Annotated in this window: 17 protein-coding genes and 1 pseudogene; 6 read left to right on the plus strand and 12 right to left on the minus strand. The window is 55.8% G+C overall.

All coding sequences use genetic code 11. The features are described from left to right. Nucleotides 1-8 precede the first annotated feature (8 nt). From ACIQY3_RS23450 to ACIQY3_RS23475, 6 genes and pseudogenes are all read right to left on the minus strand, one after another. Nucleotides 9-686, minus strand: coding sequence for an inovirus-type Gp2 protein (locus ACIQY3_RS23450; RefSeq protein WP_403024199.1), 678 nt, complete (start codon nt 684-686; stop codon nt 9-11). A 476-nt stretch (nt 687-1,162) separates the two neighbouring features. Continuing rightward, nucleotides 1,163-1,744 (minus strand): DUF4326 domain-containing protein, encoded by a 582-nt coding sequence (locus tag ACIQY3_RS23455; protein WP_403024202.1) that lies wholly within the window; start codon nt 1,742-1,744, stop codon nt 1,163-1,165. Continuing rightward, nucleotides 1,741-2,184, minus strand: a complete 444-nt coding sequence (locus tag ACIQY3_RS23460) for a DUF488 family protein (RefSeq protein ID WP_403024205.1) — start codon at nt 2,182-2,184, stop codon at nt 1,741-1,743. The genes ACIQY3_RS23455 and ACIQY3_RS23460 overlap by 4 nt, the downstream gene beginning before the upstream one ends. Nucleotides 2,185-2,199: 15 nt before the next feature. Next, nucleotides 2,200-2,859 carry a dual OB domain-containing protein gene (locus tag ACIQY3_RS23465; RefSeq protein ID WP_403024208.1) on the minus strand — a complete coding sequence of 220 codons (660 nt, stop codon included), beginning with the start codon at nt 2,857-2,859 and terminating at the stop codon, nt 2,200-2,202. A 91-nt stretch (nt 2,860-2,950) separates the two neighbouring features. Then, nucleotides 2,951-3,922, minus strand: a pseudogene (locus tag ACIQY3_RS23470) (YifB family Mg chelatase-like AAA ATPase); the annotation flags it as partial. A gap of 375 nt (nt 3,923-4,297) precedes the next feature. After that, entirely contained in the window at nt 4,298-4,468 is a 171-nt protein-coding gene (locus ACIQY3_RS23475; RefSeq protein WP_403024211.1) for a hypothetical protein, read from the minus strand. Nucleotides 4,469-4,717: 249 nt separating this feature from the next. Here ACIQY3_RS23475 and ACIQY3_RS23480 point away from each other — a divergent pair, with 249 nt between their 5' ends. Together ACIQY3_RS23480 and ACIQY3_RS23485 are read left to right on the plus strand one after the other, a co-directional pair. Beyond that, complete coding sequence (locus ACIQY3_RS23480) at nt 4,718-4,996, plus strand: type II toxin-antitoxin system RelE/ParE family toxin (protein ID WP_163910680.1); 279 nt, start codon at nt 4,718-4,720, stop codon at nt 4,994-4,996. 8 nt (nt 4,997-5,004) lie between these two features. Then, nucleotides 5,005-5,310 (plus strand): HigA family addiction module antitoxin, encoded by a 306-nt coding sequence (locus tag ACIQY3_RS23485; protein WP_054617025.1) that lies wholly within the window; start codon nt 5,005-5,007, stop codon nt 5,308-5,310. A gap of 53 nt (nt 5,311-5,363) precedes the next feature. Here ACIQY3_RS23485 and ACIQY3_RS23490 read toward each other — a convergent pair whose 3' ends face one another. Further along, nucleotides 5,364-5,885 (minus strand): Bro-N domain-containing protein, encoded by a 522-nt coding sequence (locus ACIQY3_RS23490; protein ID WP_403024216.1) that lies wholly within the window; start codon nt 5,883-5,885, stop codon nt 5,364-5,366. 460 nt (nt 5,886-6,345) lie between these two features. Further along, nucleotides 6,346-6,606, minus strand: a complete 261-nt coding sequence (locus tag ACIQY3_RS23495; RefSeq protein ID WP_403024219.1) for an accessory factor UbiK family protein — start codon at nt 6,604-6,606, stop codon at nt 6,346-6,348. 415 nt (nt 6,607-7,021) lie between these two features. Between ACIQY3_RS23495 and glnK the strand changes: the two genes are divergently transcribed. From glnK to sutA, 4 genes are all read left to right on the plus strand, one after another. After that, complete coding sequence (glnK, locus tag ACIQY3_RS23500; protein ID WP_002555808.1) at nt 7,022-7,360, plus strand: P-II family nitrogen regulator; 339 nt, start codon at nt 7,022-7,024, stop codon at nt 7,358-7,360. Between the two features lie 35 nt (nt 7,361-7,395). Further along, nucleotides 7,396-8,733 (plus strand): ammonium transporter, encoded by a 1,338-nt coding sequence (locus ACIQY3_RS23505; protein ID WP_403024222.1) that lies wholly within the window; start codon nt 7,396-7,398, stop codon nt 8,731-8,733. Between the two features lie 214 nt (nt 8,734-8,947). Further along, a complete protein-coding gene (locus tag ACIQY3_RS23510; protein WP_008030499.1) occupies nt 8,948-9,373 on the plus strand; it encodes a secondary thiamine-phosphate synthase enzyme YjbQ in 426 nt (141 codons plus the stop codon). Nucleotides 9,374-9,475: 102 nt separating this feature from the next. Beyond that, on the plus strand, nt 9,476-9,799 hold the full coding sequence (gene sutA / locus ACIQY3_RS23515) for a transcriptional regulator SutA (protein ID WP_403024226.1): 324 nt from the start codon (nt 9,476-9,478) through the stop codon (nt 9,797-9,799). Between the two features lie 210 nt (nt 9,800-10,009). Here sutA and ACIQY3_RS23520 read toward each other — a convergent pair whose 3' ends face one another. The 4 genes from ACIQY3_RS23520 to dapF are packed head-to-tail and all read right to left on the minus strand — an operon-like array spanning nt 10,010 to nt 13,185. Continuing rightward, a complete protein-coding gene (locus ACIQY3_RS23520; protein WP_403024229.1) occupies nt 10,010-10,717 on the minus strand; it encodes an HAD family hydrolase in 708 nt (235 codons plus the stop codon). After that, nucleotides 10,714-11,613: a tyrosine recombinase XerC gene (xerC, locus tag ACIQY3_RS23525; RefSeq protein ID WP_265041653.1), complete on the minus strand. Its 900-nt coding sequence runs from the start codon at nt 11,611-11,613 to the stop codon at nt 10,714-10,716. Before xerC ends, ACIQY3_RS23520 begins: the two co-directional genes overlap by 4 nt. 2 nt (nt 11,614-11,615) lie before the next feature. Next, nucleotides 11,616-12,341 carry a DUF484 family protein gene (locus tag ACIQY3_RS23530; protein ID WP_403024232.1) on the minus strand — a complete coding sequence of 242 codons (726 nt, stop codon included), beginning with the start codon at nt 12,339-12,341 and terminating at the stop codon, nt 11,616-11,618. Between the two features lie 13 nt (nt 12,342-12,354). After that, a complete protein-coding gene (gene dapF / locus ACIQY3_RS23535) occupies nt 12,355-13,185 on the minus strand; it encodes a diaminopimelate epimerase (RefSeq protein WP_403024235.1) in 831 nt (276 codons plus the stop codon). Nucleotides 13,186-13,189: the final 4 nt, after the last annotated feature.

A 13,189-nucleotide genomic window follows, 5' to 3' on the forward strand; every position in this document is an offset into this window, starting at 1 on the left:
ATCCGGTTTCACAATCCAATGAGATTGGATAGCAACGATCCCTCAGCTTGGTCGTTCGCTGTTGGAGCAATTGTCTTATCTTTTCTTGATAACCTTGATAGTGAGTAATTTTTTGCCGTGGATCCCTGCCCGAACTGTTTGTCACGTACCTTGGCTAGATAACTCAAATGATAAATGCAGTTGTTGATTTGAATGCGATTTGATCGATTAACTGTATGCGTGCCTGCGAACTCAACGTGTCCGTCTACGACGCTACTCCAGCAATCTTTTATCAGTCCGTATAGTCCGGTATAGGTGCCGCCCTTAAAGCTGCCCAGGCGATAGTAAAGGGCCTTAAAAGCTATAAAGTAATGGTAGTGACCTCGCTTGCTTTTGTCCCCAACCTCATAGGCCCACCCTTGAACGATATTTTTGTGCTCTAGCCACTTCTTTGATCCAAGTTTTTGCCTAAGCATCTTGGTTAGTTGTGAGACTCTTTCATTTTCCAGCTTATGATTGGTCGTCCAATTTTTTGGGAAATGGCAGTCAAAACGAATCACACTAATTCGACTATGGTGACTAAGAATGTGCTCAATTTGGTCAATGATGTTTTTCATGATATCGGTTATGACACCATATTCTTTGGTTTTGCAGGCGTTGATACTGTAGCCACGATATGTTGGCTCGTAAGTGACCGTAATCGTCAATCATCAAAATTCAATTGTGAATCCTCTCAAGTTTAAGTTTTATAAAATTTTAACAGCAGAAAATAGATGGGCTTCGTTGGAAGGCATTCTGTCTGTCATGGCTTTATAGATATTAGTAATATACAGGCTCAAAAAAGCCTGCCGCCCTTTATATTTCAATGGGGGGCGAGTGGTTTTTTCTAGTGAAAACAGGAATGGGTTCAGTTGTTTGGTTCAAGCTCTACGAGGTAGTACCACAGCTTAATCCGCCGAACTGCGAAGCCAGGTACTTAGCATACCGTATGGAAGGTGCTATCTAAACATTGAGCAGAGAAAAATCTGCCAGTAGGGGAGGTCGCACAGCGCTGCTGCGGGCGAATAACGAAGCACCCTGTGGGGTGGCTAGGGTGGGCGTCCTATCGCCCGTCTTGGTGGCCTTTAGAGGTGCTGCGGTCGCTTATTAAATGGGTTTAGTCACGCCAATTAAATCTCGTAGGCTATTTTCCATCATCTATAGAGTTTAGATAGGAAGCAATAATATCACCATGGCATGCAGCTGGTTTACAATGGCAGGCAATAACCTTACCTCGAACGATATCAAGGTTTTTTTCAAGGTTAGTGGATGCTTTGAGCATGCCATTCTCGAAGTCATACTTAAATTTTCGTATAACTTCGTCTCGGTCACCGTCCACGCCCATTTGGTATGGGTTTCCCCAGATCGTTCCTCTGCCGATATAAACCTCGTACTCGTCACCGCGATCTTTGTTTACAACCACTGTCAAATCTAAAACGATAGTGCGATATGGAATTCCAAGGTCAAAGACCTGTTGCTTCAAAGTAAAGTATGACTCGCGGTCTTCGAAAAAAACTGCGTGTGTCGATCCCTTGATTGCGTTTTCTGCTTTATCAAAAAATTGGGCTGGGAATCCATGTGAATCGCAAAACTTCGAAATATACCCGTTGGAATCCTCGTTGTATGCAATAGAAAATTCACCACTTTCAAGGATTCTAAGTAGTTTTCTTTCGAACTTGCTATAGCAGAGGAACTCCGCTGGGTATATTACAAAGGCAGTTTTCACGTTAGATGTTTCACTTCAAATTTTAGGTTTGGCCATTGTGACTGAAAATATTCCACCACTAACCTTCGGTGGCATTGATGAGGCAAGTGTTCGCTGCATAATAAGCATGTCCCATCTAACGACTCCGGGGTTAGGAGTTTTTCGATCTTTCTTTTTGCCATTAGTTCCATAAACTGATCAGCATATTTTTCCCATGTGATCTCCTTCTGCTGATATGGCTTCAGCAGCTGTTTTGTTGGTGCGAGATCAGGTTCATGCCTGTAATCAACATTGCAGATTTCAGAAAGAAAATATTTTAAATCTTCTTTTTTTGCGAATCCCGCCAGCTGTGAGACGTTATTTAATCTGACATCAATTAACTGCCTACAGCGCGATAGCTGGATAAGGGAAAAGAATTTTTCAGCCTTTTTTTCGGTAAATCCGATAGTGGATATTTTCATTTTCCCCTCGTCCACTCAGAATACTGCGGCAATGAGTTTGTATGCGAAGCCTTCGAAAGGCTCACCCAGGCTTATAGTTAGATACTCGATGCTGACATCAAATTTGCCAGCCTTATCGAAAAGCTGCTCAAACTTCGGGTCAGTAATTTTCAGCCTATATTGCACTCCATTGTAGACGAATTCACCTCTGACCTTGCGTTTTTCATCAATGAACTCGACGTGTACGATGAGGTCTGTGACGGGAATCAGGTAAAGAGTGTCAATTTGTTGGGTCAGTTTCAATACCGATACCCGATCATTCAGTCCTTTTAAAGAGTCTGTGCAAGTATTTGTCCAAAGGCTAGCCGGAGCATCAACCAACTTAGCCAAAAATTGCTTTGTCTGTTTCTCTTTTCCCGCAAGCTTCCATTGGCTGGGTTCTAGGATTAGGTGGTTTTCTGATTGGAATCCCCCTGTTTCTTGCTTTGTAAATTCAGCTGTAACGTAGTCCAAAACTACTGCGCTGTAACCGTTAGGGTATTTTCGTTGGTCGTTAGTGACTGCTGAATGACCTCCCGGAGTAACAGGTCTGATCCAGCCTCCGAATGCCCCGTTTACGAGTTCTTTCCCCGCGACGCAACGACCGTCTGGCTTGCGAGAACAAGCTAGACAAATAAACGTTTTCGAATATGACATGTGAACCTTCCTTGGGATGATGGCAAATAGATGTCATTTGTACACTCCAAATGGCCACTACAGCAAGAAACCTATTTCTCAATATGTGATGAATAGCTCTACCGTTCTCCAGTGGCTCTCGCAAAACCTCCAATACCTTTCGATCAAATTCCGGGAGTTCGTCCAGGAACAGCACGCCGTGGTGGGCGAGGGTGATTTCGCCGGGTTGCGGTTTTGAACCACCGCCGACCAGCGCCGGGCCTGATGCGGAGTGATGAGGCTGGCGGAATGGTCGCTGTGGCCAATGACTCAATGGCATACAACTGACGACTGACTGAATCGCCGCGACTTCCAGCGCTTCCGCCTCGGCCAAGGGTGGGAGCAGCCCCGGTAAGCGGCTCGCCAGCAAGGTTTTTCCCGTTCCCGGCGGGCCGCTGAACAGCAGGTTATGAGCGCCAGCAGCGGCAATCAGCAGCGCACGCTTGGCCGACAGCTGCCCCTGCACCTCATTCAAATCGGGATAGGGTTTGCTGGCGTACAGCAAGCCATCGGAAACGTAGGGTTCCACGGGCGTATGGCCATTGAAATGCGCCACCGCCTGAAGCAGATGATCCACTGCAATCACCTTCAATCCCGACGCCAAACACGCCTCTTCGGCATTCGCTCGTGGCACCACCAGCGTCCGCCCTGCCTTGCGCGCCGCCAGCGCTGCCGGCAACACACCGCGAACCGCCCGCACTGCGCCCGACAGTGCCAACTCCCCGAGGCATTCCACGTCATCGAGCGTCAACGTCGGCACCTGCACGCTGGCCGACAGAATCCCCAAGGCAATCGCCAGATCAAACCGCCCGCCATCCTTCGGCAAATCCGCCGGGGCGAGATTCAGCGTGATCCGTCGCGCCGGAAATTGCAGGCCGGAATTGATGATCGCGCTGCGTACCCGATCCTTGCTTTCCTTCACGGCAGCTTCGGGCAAACCGACCATCGTCAGCGACGGCAAGCCGTTGGCCAGGTGGACTTCTACGGTAACGGCGGGGGCATCGACACCAATCTGGGCGCGGCTGTGGACGATGGAGAGGGACATGGTCGTTCCTTGAGCTTTTACGGGATCCGCTTCCTGCGGTTTTTGAAGGGTAGTCGGGTCGAGTGGCGGCGCAGGTGCCAAATTTTCGCAGGATGTTGCGAGTGTCTTTTGGTGGGTGAAGCGTATTGGAGAGGGGAGTACCGGCGTAATCAGTCGCGGGATTAGGTTGTTGTAGGACGTTGCCTAGAGAGATGAAGGACGGCGGCGAAAGCCGAATCGAAGGCGAAAAAAAACCGCCTTGAGTAGACGGTTTTTTTATTTACAGGCTTCGGTGAGGCCGAGGCCTGTGCTTCCTCAACGCATACACCCACGATGGGAAGCCTATTCAAGTTTGCTCAGCCAGGCAAGCGTGGACTCTGCCCGGCGCAGCGAGACTCAGGCTCTCACACCGGCAAGCAGGCCCGGAGGCTCAAGTTCTTTGCCGCGAGCTGCGCCTACTTCAAGAAAGCGCCGTTGATTCGCAGACACATTACCGGCTAAACGGAGCGCCTCGTTATGAAATCCAGCGATGAGTACCAGTTTGGCTTTTCGATTGCCGGGTTTCATAGCGACCTCTTTTGGATCTGAAGTTTGTTTTTCAGGTCGGTCAGCTTAAGAGGTGAGTGCGGTAGTGATGCAATGAGAAATGGTGCTTCTTTTTGTAGGAAACGTCTGTGTTTTGAAGGCGTCTTGAAAGCCCTGGGTAGTCCTTTTCCTAAAATTTTGAAGGGATACCAAAGAGTCGCCCTGGCGCATTTGCGCAAGTGAGTTCAGGCTATACACTCAAGCTTAATGCATAACGTTAAGCTTTAAATTATGATCGTTAGCTTTAAGTGTTCTGAGACCGAGTACCTGTTTCGCAACGGTAAGACCCGTATGTGGTCAGCCCTTCTGAATGTCGTGGAACGAAAGCTGACGATGCTTGATGCTGCTGCCGTTCTGATGGACCTTCGATCACCGCCGGGCAATCGCTTGGAGGCGTTGGAGGGGAGTCGAAAAGGTCAGTACAGCATCCGAATCAACGCTCAATGGCGAATTTGCTTTGTATGGGGTCCTAGCGGACCAGAGAATGTCGAAATCGTCGATTATCACTGAGGTGAGTAATGACTAAAAACGGTATGCGCCCGGTCCACCCCGGCGAGATCCTCAAAGAGGAATACCTTGAGCCACTGAGCCTTACAGCGGCGGCTTTGGCCAGGGCATTGAGCGTTTCGACACCGACGGTGAATGACATCGTGCTCCAGCGTCGAGGCGTCAGTGCTGATATGGCTCTCAGATTATCTATCTGTCTGGACACGACTCCCGAGTTTTGGCTGAACCTGCAATCGACTTACGATTTGCGCAAAGCCGAAATTGAACGGGGGGCTGCGATTCGGGATCAGGTTGAGCGTCTTGCGCACTGCGCCTGATTCTCTGCTCTAGAACGAACCCCACGCCGCAAGCGTGGGGTTTTTTGTGTCGTTCAGAATGCCTGGAGCATTCGGGAAGCACGCTTCCACCAAGGCGCATTCACCGCACGCCGTGGCTGTTCACCCTCCAACAGCATATGCGGCACATCCTGTAACCGAATCCACGGCTGGTTATTCCAGTGCAGCAAGCTCAACGACATCTCTGGCCAGTTCAGCAGGCTCAATATCGGGCGTTCGGTCGAGGTCGGTTGCTGGGCGTCTCTGAGGGCTGGCACCACGTCGTGGGTCAGCCATTCGCGCAGGCCTCGGTATTCGGGGCAGTAGTGGTAGATCAGCAGGGCGTAGACGCCGGATTCGCTGATTAGCAGGGTGTTTTCGATGGTGCCGTGCATGAGCATTTGCACGGTTTGGTGTTGGTCAGGGTCGAGTTTTCGGACGGCGCGTTCGTCGAGGAAAAGGCGCAATAGACGGCCTAGATCTCGGGCGCTAAACCAGGCCTGGTTTTCCAACAGCAGGGTGTGGAGGTGGAGTTTGTGGCGGGTGAAGACGTGAGGGATTAGATAGTTTTCGTGCATGGTGCAGTTCTCGGATGCGAATAAAGAAAACTGCCTCTGATCGTCGCCAAACGAAGAGGGTGGCAGCTGTGCGCGGGTTGGCGAACCGGTGCATCCGCAAAACCGGCAGACACGAAGGTCTCCCACGCACAGCCGCCATAATTCGAGATGGGGAAAAATCCCTTGTTCGAACGTGGTCACGATGCGTTTGGATGCTATCCAGGTCGCCAAACCCAGTGCTGAATATTCAGCTGAGGATGAGCTTAGGAGCCGGGGCTTTGCGACGCTATCGGACGGCGGTGTGATCTTTGTAGGACGTTGCCGAGATTTTTGCGGGGCATAGGATCAAAAGATCGCAGCCTTCGGCAGCTCCTACAGGGGGTGGTCTTTCCAGTGTGGGAGGGCTGGGAGACCGAGGTGACGCTATTCGCGAGCAAGCCCGCTCCCACAGGGGATCGCATTTCACATAGAAGAGAGTGTGTTACTCGACTGGCGGGTTGAGCTTCGCTTCCAGCTCCGCCACCTTCGCCTCAAGGCTCTCCAACCGTGCCCGAGTGCGCGCCAACACAACCATCTGACTATCAAACTCTTCCCGGCTCACCAGATCCAGCTTGCTGAAGCCGCTCTGCAGCAGGGCTTTGAACTGGCTTTCGATTTCGCTTTTCGGCAACGGGGTTTCGCCGCTGAAGAGGCGGGAGGCGGTGCCGCTCAGGGCGTCGAGGAAGTCTTTTGGCGCGAGCATGGGAAAGGTCCTGGAAACAATGGCGGGCAGTGTATCACGCAGTGTCTATAGTCAAATCCGCAGGCAGGGATGCACGCTTTTCGCGCAGGCGGACGGACGGCCGCGCACTGTTGTTGTGCGTAATGTCATCGGCAGATGTGGGAAGTGGCTTGCAGCAGCGGCCAAAGGATTGAATTCAGTGGGTTTTGGCGAGATGGCAAGCTTTCTGCTTAGTCGCTAGTGACCCATGCACTGATGCAGTCGCTGTGACGAATGCAGTGCGCCACGCGGAACGGGGAAGTTTCGTACGGAGTGGTTAGCTGGCGTCGGACGGGCAGGTTAGGCCGACGATGCGTTACAAAGCCAGGCACTGCGCTTAGACTTGAGACGGGTTTGTTTTCCTGGGGCAAGTCCACCAATTCGGGAGAGAGTTTTCATGAAGCTAGTCACTGCCATCATCAAGCCGTTCAAGCTGGACGATGTACGCGAGTCGTTGTCCGAGATCGGCGTGCAGGGCATTACCGTAACTGAGGTCAAAGGCTTCGGTCGGCAGAAGGGTCACACCGAGCTGTATCGCGGCGCGGAGTACGTGGTCGATTTTCTGCCCAAGGTGAAGATTGATGTCGCCATTGACGACAAGGATCTTGACCGGGTTATCGAGGCGATAACCAAGGCAGCCAACACCGGCAAGATCGGTGACGGCAAGATCTTCGTGGTCAATCTGGAACAGGCGATTCGCATCCGTACCGGCGAAACCGATACCGACGCAATCTAAGCCGCCACAAACCCAACGCCCCAGGAGAAAACAATATGACTCTGCGTAAATTCGCAGGGCTAGGAGCCCTGTTGTCCCTCGTAATGCCCAGCCTGGCTATGGCGGCAGACGAAGTGGCGGCCCCAGTCCTCAATTCCGGCGATACCGCCTGGATGTTGACCTCGACAGCCCTCGTGCTGTTCATGACCATTCCCGGCCTCGCGCTGTTCTACGGCGGCATGGTTCGCTCCAAAAACATTCTTTCCGTGATGATGCAGTGCTTCGCCATTACCGGTCTGATCAGCATCCTGTGGGTCATTTATGGCTACAGCGTTGCGTTCGACACCACGGGCATGGAGCAGGGCGTCGTCAACTTCAACTCGTTCTTCGGCGGCATGGGCAAGGCGTTCCTCGCCGGCATCACGCCAGCCAGCCTGACCGGTCCGGCCGCGCTGTTTCCTGAAGCAGTGTTCGTGACCTTCCAGATGACCTTCGCCATCATCACCCCGGCGCTGATCGTCGGTGCCTTCGCCGAGCGGATGAAGTTCTCCGCGATGCTGGTGTTCATGGGCATCTGGTTCACCCTGGTTTACGCACCGATTGCGCACATGGTCTGGTCCGGTAACGGCGGCCTGTTGTGGGACTGGGGCGTGCTGGACTTCGCGGGCGGCACCGTGGTGCACATCAACGCCGGTGTGGCCGGTCTGATCTGCTGCCTGGTGCTGGGCAAGCGCAAAGGCTTCCCGACCACCCCGATGGCACCGCATAACCTCGGTTACACCCTGATGGGCGCGGCCATGCTGTGGGTCGGCTGGTTCGGCTTCAACGCCGGTTCCGCCGCTGCAGCCAACGGCACCGCCGGTATGGCGATGCTGGTGACCCAGATCGCAACCGCCGCCGCTGCACTGGGCTGGATGTTCGCCGAGTGGATCACCCACGGCAAACCAAGTGCATTGGGTATCGCTTCGGGTGTGGTCGCCGGTCTGGTGGCAATCACCCCGGCCGCGGGCACCGTGGGCCCGATGGGTGCACTGGTCATCGGCCTGGCGGCTGGCGTGGTGTGCTTCTTCTGCGCCACCACCCTGAAGCGCAAACTCGGCTATGACGACTCCCTGGATGCCTTTGGCGTGCACGGTATCGGCGGTATCCTCGGCGCGATCCTGACCGGTGTGTTCGCTGCACCGTCCCTGGGTGGCTTCGGCACCGTGACCGACATCGCCGCACAAGTCTGGATTCAAACCAAAGGCGTGGGCTTCACGGTGATCTACACCGCGATCGTCACCTTCATCATTCTCAAGGTCCTCGACGCCGTCATGGGTCTGCGTGTGACCGAGGAAGAAGAAGCGGTTGGCCTCGATCTGGCACAACACAACGAACGCGGCTACAACTTGTAAGACGCGCAGAAAAAAACTTGCCCGGCTCGCCGGGCATTTTTTTGTCCGGGATTTGTCATTAACGAGGTAGCTGAAAGGTTTTTTCCTACGGCTTATGTCGTGTTTACGGCGAGCGTTTTTCTGGGGCGAAAAACTTACAGCAATGCAGGAATATTAGGGCCTTTGTTTTTTCCCAGAGCGCGCTAGAATGCGCCCCGAACGTGCGGAGAACTGTATGTGGCAACAGACTCTGATTACCCTGCGGGCGAGGCCACGGGGCTTTCATCTGGTAACGGACGAGTTACTCGCCGGCCTGCCTGAACTCAAGGCGTGTCGGGTCGGTCTGTTGCATTTGTGGCTGCAGCATACCTCGGCGTCGTTGACCATCAACGAAAACGCCGATCCGGCGGTACGTCGCGACTTCGAACGATTTTTCAATCGTCTGATCCCACAAGGAACAGACGGCTATGAGCATAACGACGAAGGCCTGGACGACCTCCCGGCGCACTTCAAGGCCAGCGTGCTTGGCTGTCAGCTTAGTTTGCCGATTTCGGCAGGCCGACTGGCGTTGGGGACCTGGCAAGGCGTTTATCTGGGCGAGCACCGTGATTTTGGCGGTGCCCGTAAAGTCCTCGCCACCGTGCACGGTGAAGAGGCATAAGTCGCTGGTTGCCAGCGGCTGTTGATTTTTTTCCGGCGGCCTTCGACAGATGGCGAAGCTGGGCTATAACTAATCTGCTTTTCGCAAGTCATGAGGTAGAACATGAGCGACGATGATCTGGAAAACGACGACCTCGAAGTAGGTGACGAAGACGAGGCCGAAGAAGGCTTGGAAGCAGCAGCGGAAGACGTTGCTGACGACGACGGTGGTGATGCGCCGGTTCCGACCGCCAAAGGCAAGGCCAAGGCTGCTGTGTCAGTCGATGAGCTGCCGAGCGTCGAAGCCAAGAACAAGGAGCGCGACGCCCTGGCCAAGGCCATGGAAGAGTTCCTGGCCAAAGGTGGCAAGGTGCAGGAAGTGGAGGCCAATGTGGTCGCCGATCCGCCCAAGAAGCCTGACAACAAGTACGGCAGCCGGCCTATCTAAGCGCCTGCTACTGGCTTGCTTGCTGAAAAAGCCCGCCGTCGCTGCGGGCTTTTTCATGGGCGTAATAAAAGTGGCCTGTGCAACACAACCCCTGTGGGAGCGGGCTTGCTCGCGAAAGCGGTGTATCAGTCGATATCAATGTTGACGGATACGGCCTCTTCGCGAGCAAGCCCGCTCCCACAGGGTGTTACACACCCACAGGGTTTTGGGTCAGGCGGAAGCGGCGTTCCAGCGCGCCAGCAATGCCGGCAAATCTGTCAGGCTACTAATCTCCGCATCCGGCAAGCGATCCGCTTCCCAGGCCTTGCCTGTCGGGTTGAACCAGATCGCGCGCAAGCCTGCCTGTTGGGCGCCGGCAATGTCATCACCGGGATGATCGCCAATGTGCACCGCCGTCTCGGCCGTCGCACCGCCACGCTGCAAGGCCTCGTGGAACAGCCGCGCATCAGGCTTGGCGATGCCGATGTCTTCGGCGCACAGCGCGAACTTGAAGTAATCCGCCAGCCCCAGGCGACGCACATCGGCGTTGCCATTGGTGACCACGCCGAGGGCGTAATGGTTGGCCAGGGTTTCCAGGGTCGGCTGTACTTCCGGGAAGATTTGCAATTGATGCCGGGCGTGCAAAAACACTTCGAAGCTCTGATCCGCCAGGTCCGAAGCCTCGGCGTGATCGTAACCGGCTTCTTCCAGCGCATGGAACAGCACACGCCGGCGCAAAGCGCTGATGCGGTGCTTGAGTCCCGGTTCGTTGTTCAGCACCCGCTCACGGATGGCCCACAAATGCTCCACCGGCACCGCGCCCAGGTTCGGTGCATGCTCGGTCAGCCATTCGCGCAGGGTGGCCTCGGCGCTGATGATCACCGGGGCGGTATCCCACAGGGTGTCGTCGAGGTCGAAGGTGATCAACTGGATTCTCATGACTCATCGCCTTTGATTCGTTTGGCCCGCGGATGGGCGCTGTCGTAGACCGTTGCCAGGTGCTGGAAGTCCAGGTGGGTGTAGATCTGGGTGGTCTTGATGTCCGAGTGGCCAAGCAGTTCCTGCACTGCGCGCAGGTCCTGCGAGGATTCCAGCAAGTGGCTGGCGAAGGAGTGCCGCAGCATGTGCGGGTGCAGGTTTTGCCCGAGTTCGCGTTCGCCGGCGGCTTTGACCCGCACCTGAATCGCCCGTGGGCCGAGGCGTCGGCCTTGCTGGCTGACGAAGACCGCGTCGTCCGCCGGGTTGGTCATGGCGCGCAGTGGCAGCCACAGTTCCAGCGCTTCTCGAGCCTTTTTGCCGACCGGCAGCAGGCGAGTCTTGCTGCCCTTGCCGAGCACTTGGACCATGCCGTCGGCGAGGTCGAGTTGGTCCATATTCAGCCCGGTCAGCTCGGAAAGCCGTAAGCCCGAGGAATAAAACAGCTCCAGAATCGCCTGATCCCGACGGGCCAGAAAGTCATCCTCGACGGCACCTTCCAACAGTTGCAATGCGCGGTCGGTGTCGAGGGTTTTCGGCAGGCGACGCTCACCTTTGGGCGGCGCCAGGCCGTTGGCCGGGTCGTGATCGCACAGGCCTTCGCGATTCAGGTAGTGATAGAGCCCGCGCACCGCCGACAGTAATCGCGCCAGGCTACGGGACGATTGGCCTTGTGAGTGCAGGCGTGCGATCAGGCTGCGCAGGCGCTGGATATCCAGCGCGGCCCAGCTGCTGATGTTCTGTTTGACGCACCAGCCCAGCACTTTGTCGAGGTCGCGGCGGTAGGCGTACAGCGTGTGGGGCGACACTTGCCGCTCACTGCGCAGGTGTTCGCAGTAAGCGTCCAGTTGTCGTTCCACGATCAGCGTACCGAGCGCAGGGAATTGTTGACCCGTGGCAGCACGCGGCCCATGACTTCGGCGATGTAGCTCAGGAACAGCGTGCCCACCGAGCTCTTGTAGTGCTGCGGATCACGGCTGGCGATGGCCAGGACGCCGTGAATGCCTTGATGGCTGATGGCGACGACGGCCGTGGAACCGATCTGCTTGCGTTGCTCTTCGCCGAACAGGAAGTCCAGTTCGTGCTCACGCAGGCTGCCGCTGACGCTTTTGTCTTCCGAGAGCAGGCCACCGATGGCGGTTTGCGCTTCGGCATGCGTAGCCCAGCGACCCACCGGCATGGGGTTGTCGCCCAGCAGGATGAGGCTGACGAAAGGCACCTGGAAGTCCTGGCGCAGGCTGTCTTCGACGCTGATCACCACGTCTTCAAGGCTGGTGGCGTCCATCAGCGCGAGAATCAGGCGGCGGGTCTTGTCGAACAGGCGATCATTGTCCCGCGCCACGTCCATCAGGTGCGACAGGCGATGCCGCAACTCGATGTTGCGATCTCGCAGGATGGTCATCTGGCGTTCCACCAGGGACACGGTATCGCCGCGCTGGTGGGGAATGCGCAAGGCCGGGAGCAGTTCTTCGTGCTCGACGAAGAAATCCGGATGAGCCTCCAGGTACGCGGCAATCGCCGCCGCCTCAAGGCTTTCGGAAGGAGATTCGTCGGGCTGTAGGGCGGGGACCTGGGGCTTATCTTTCATGGATTTGGCTCTCTCAAAGACGCACTTGTCCTTCATATACGCGCACTGCCGGGCCGGTCATCATCACCGGATGGCCTGGGCCTGCCCATTCAATGGACAGGCGCCCGCCGGGCAGGTCGATCAATAGCGGCGAATCCATCCACCCCTGGCTGATCGCGGCCACTGCAGCAGCGCAGGCGCCGGTGCCGCAGGCCTGGGTTTCCCCGGCCCCGCGTTCCCAGACGCGCAGCTGCGCACGGTTCCGGTCGATGACCTGGAGAAAACCGACATTGACCCGCGCCGGGAAGCGCGGATGGTGTTCGATTTTCGGGCCCAGCTCATGCACCGGTGCGTTATTGATGTCGTTGACCCGCAGCACGGCGTGGGGGTTGCCCATGGACACTGCTGCCAATTCGACCGTAGTACCGTCGACTTCGAGCTGGTAGCTCAGGGCCTGGCCTTCGGCTTCGAACGGGATGTCGGCCGGCACCAGGCGCGGTGCGCCCATGTCGACACTGATCTGGCCGTCGCTGCGGATATCCAGTTCGATGATGCCGCTTTTGGTCTCGACGCGAATCTGCCGCTTGGCGGTCAGGCGCTTGTCGAGCACGAAGCGGGCGAAGCAGCGCGCACCGTTGCCGCACTGCTCCACTTCGGAACCGTCGGAGTTGAAGATCCGGTAACGGAAATCCACGTCCGGGTTGCTCGGCGCTTCGACGATCAGCAACTGGTCGAAACCGATGCCGGTGTGCCGATCGCCCCATTGCTTGGCGTGCTTTGGCAGGATGTGCGCGTGCTGGCTGACCAGGTCGAGGACCATGAAGTCATTGCCCAGGCCGTGCATCTTGGTAAAACGCAGCAGCATGGTT

This window comes from Pseudomonas sp. NPDC096950, from assembly GCF_044762525.1.
GTDB lineage: Bacteria > Pseudomonadota > Gammaproteobacteria > Pseudomonadales > Pseudomonadaceae > Aquipseudomonas.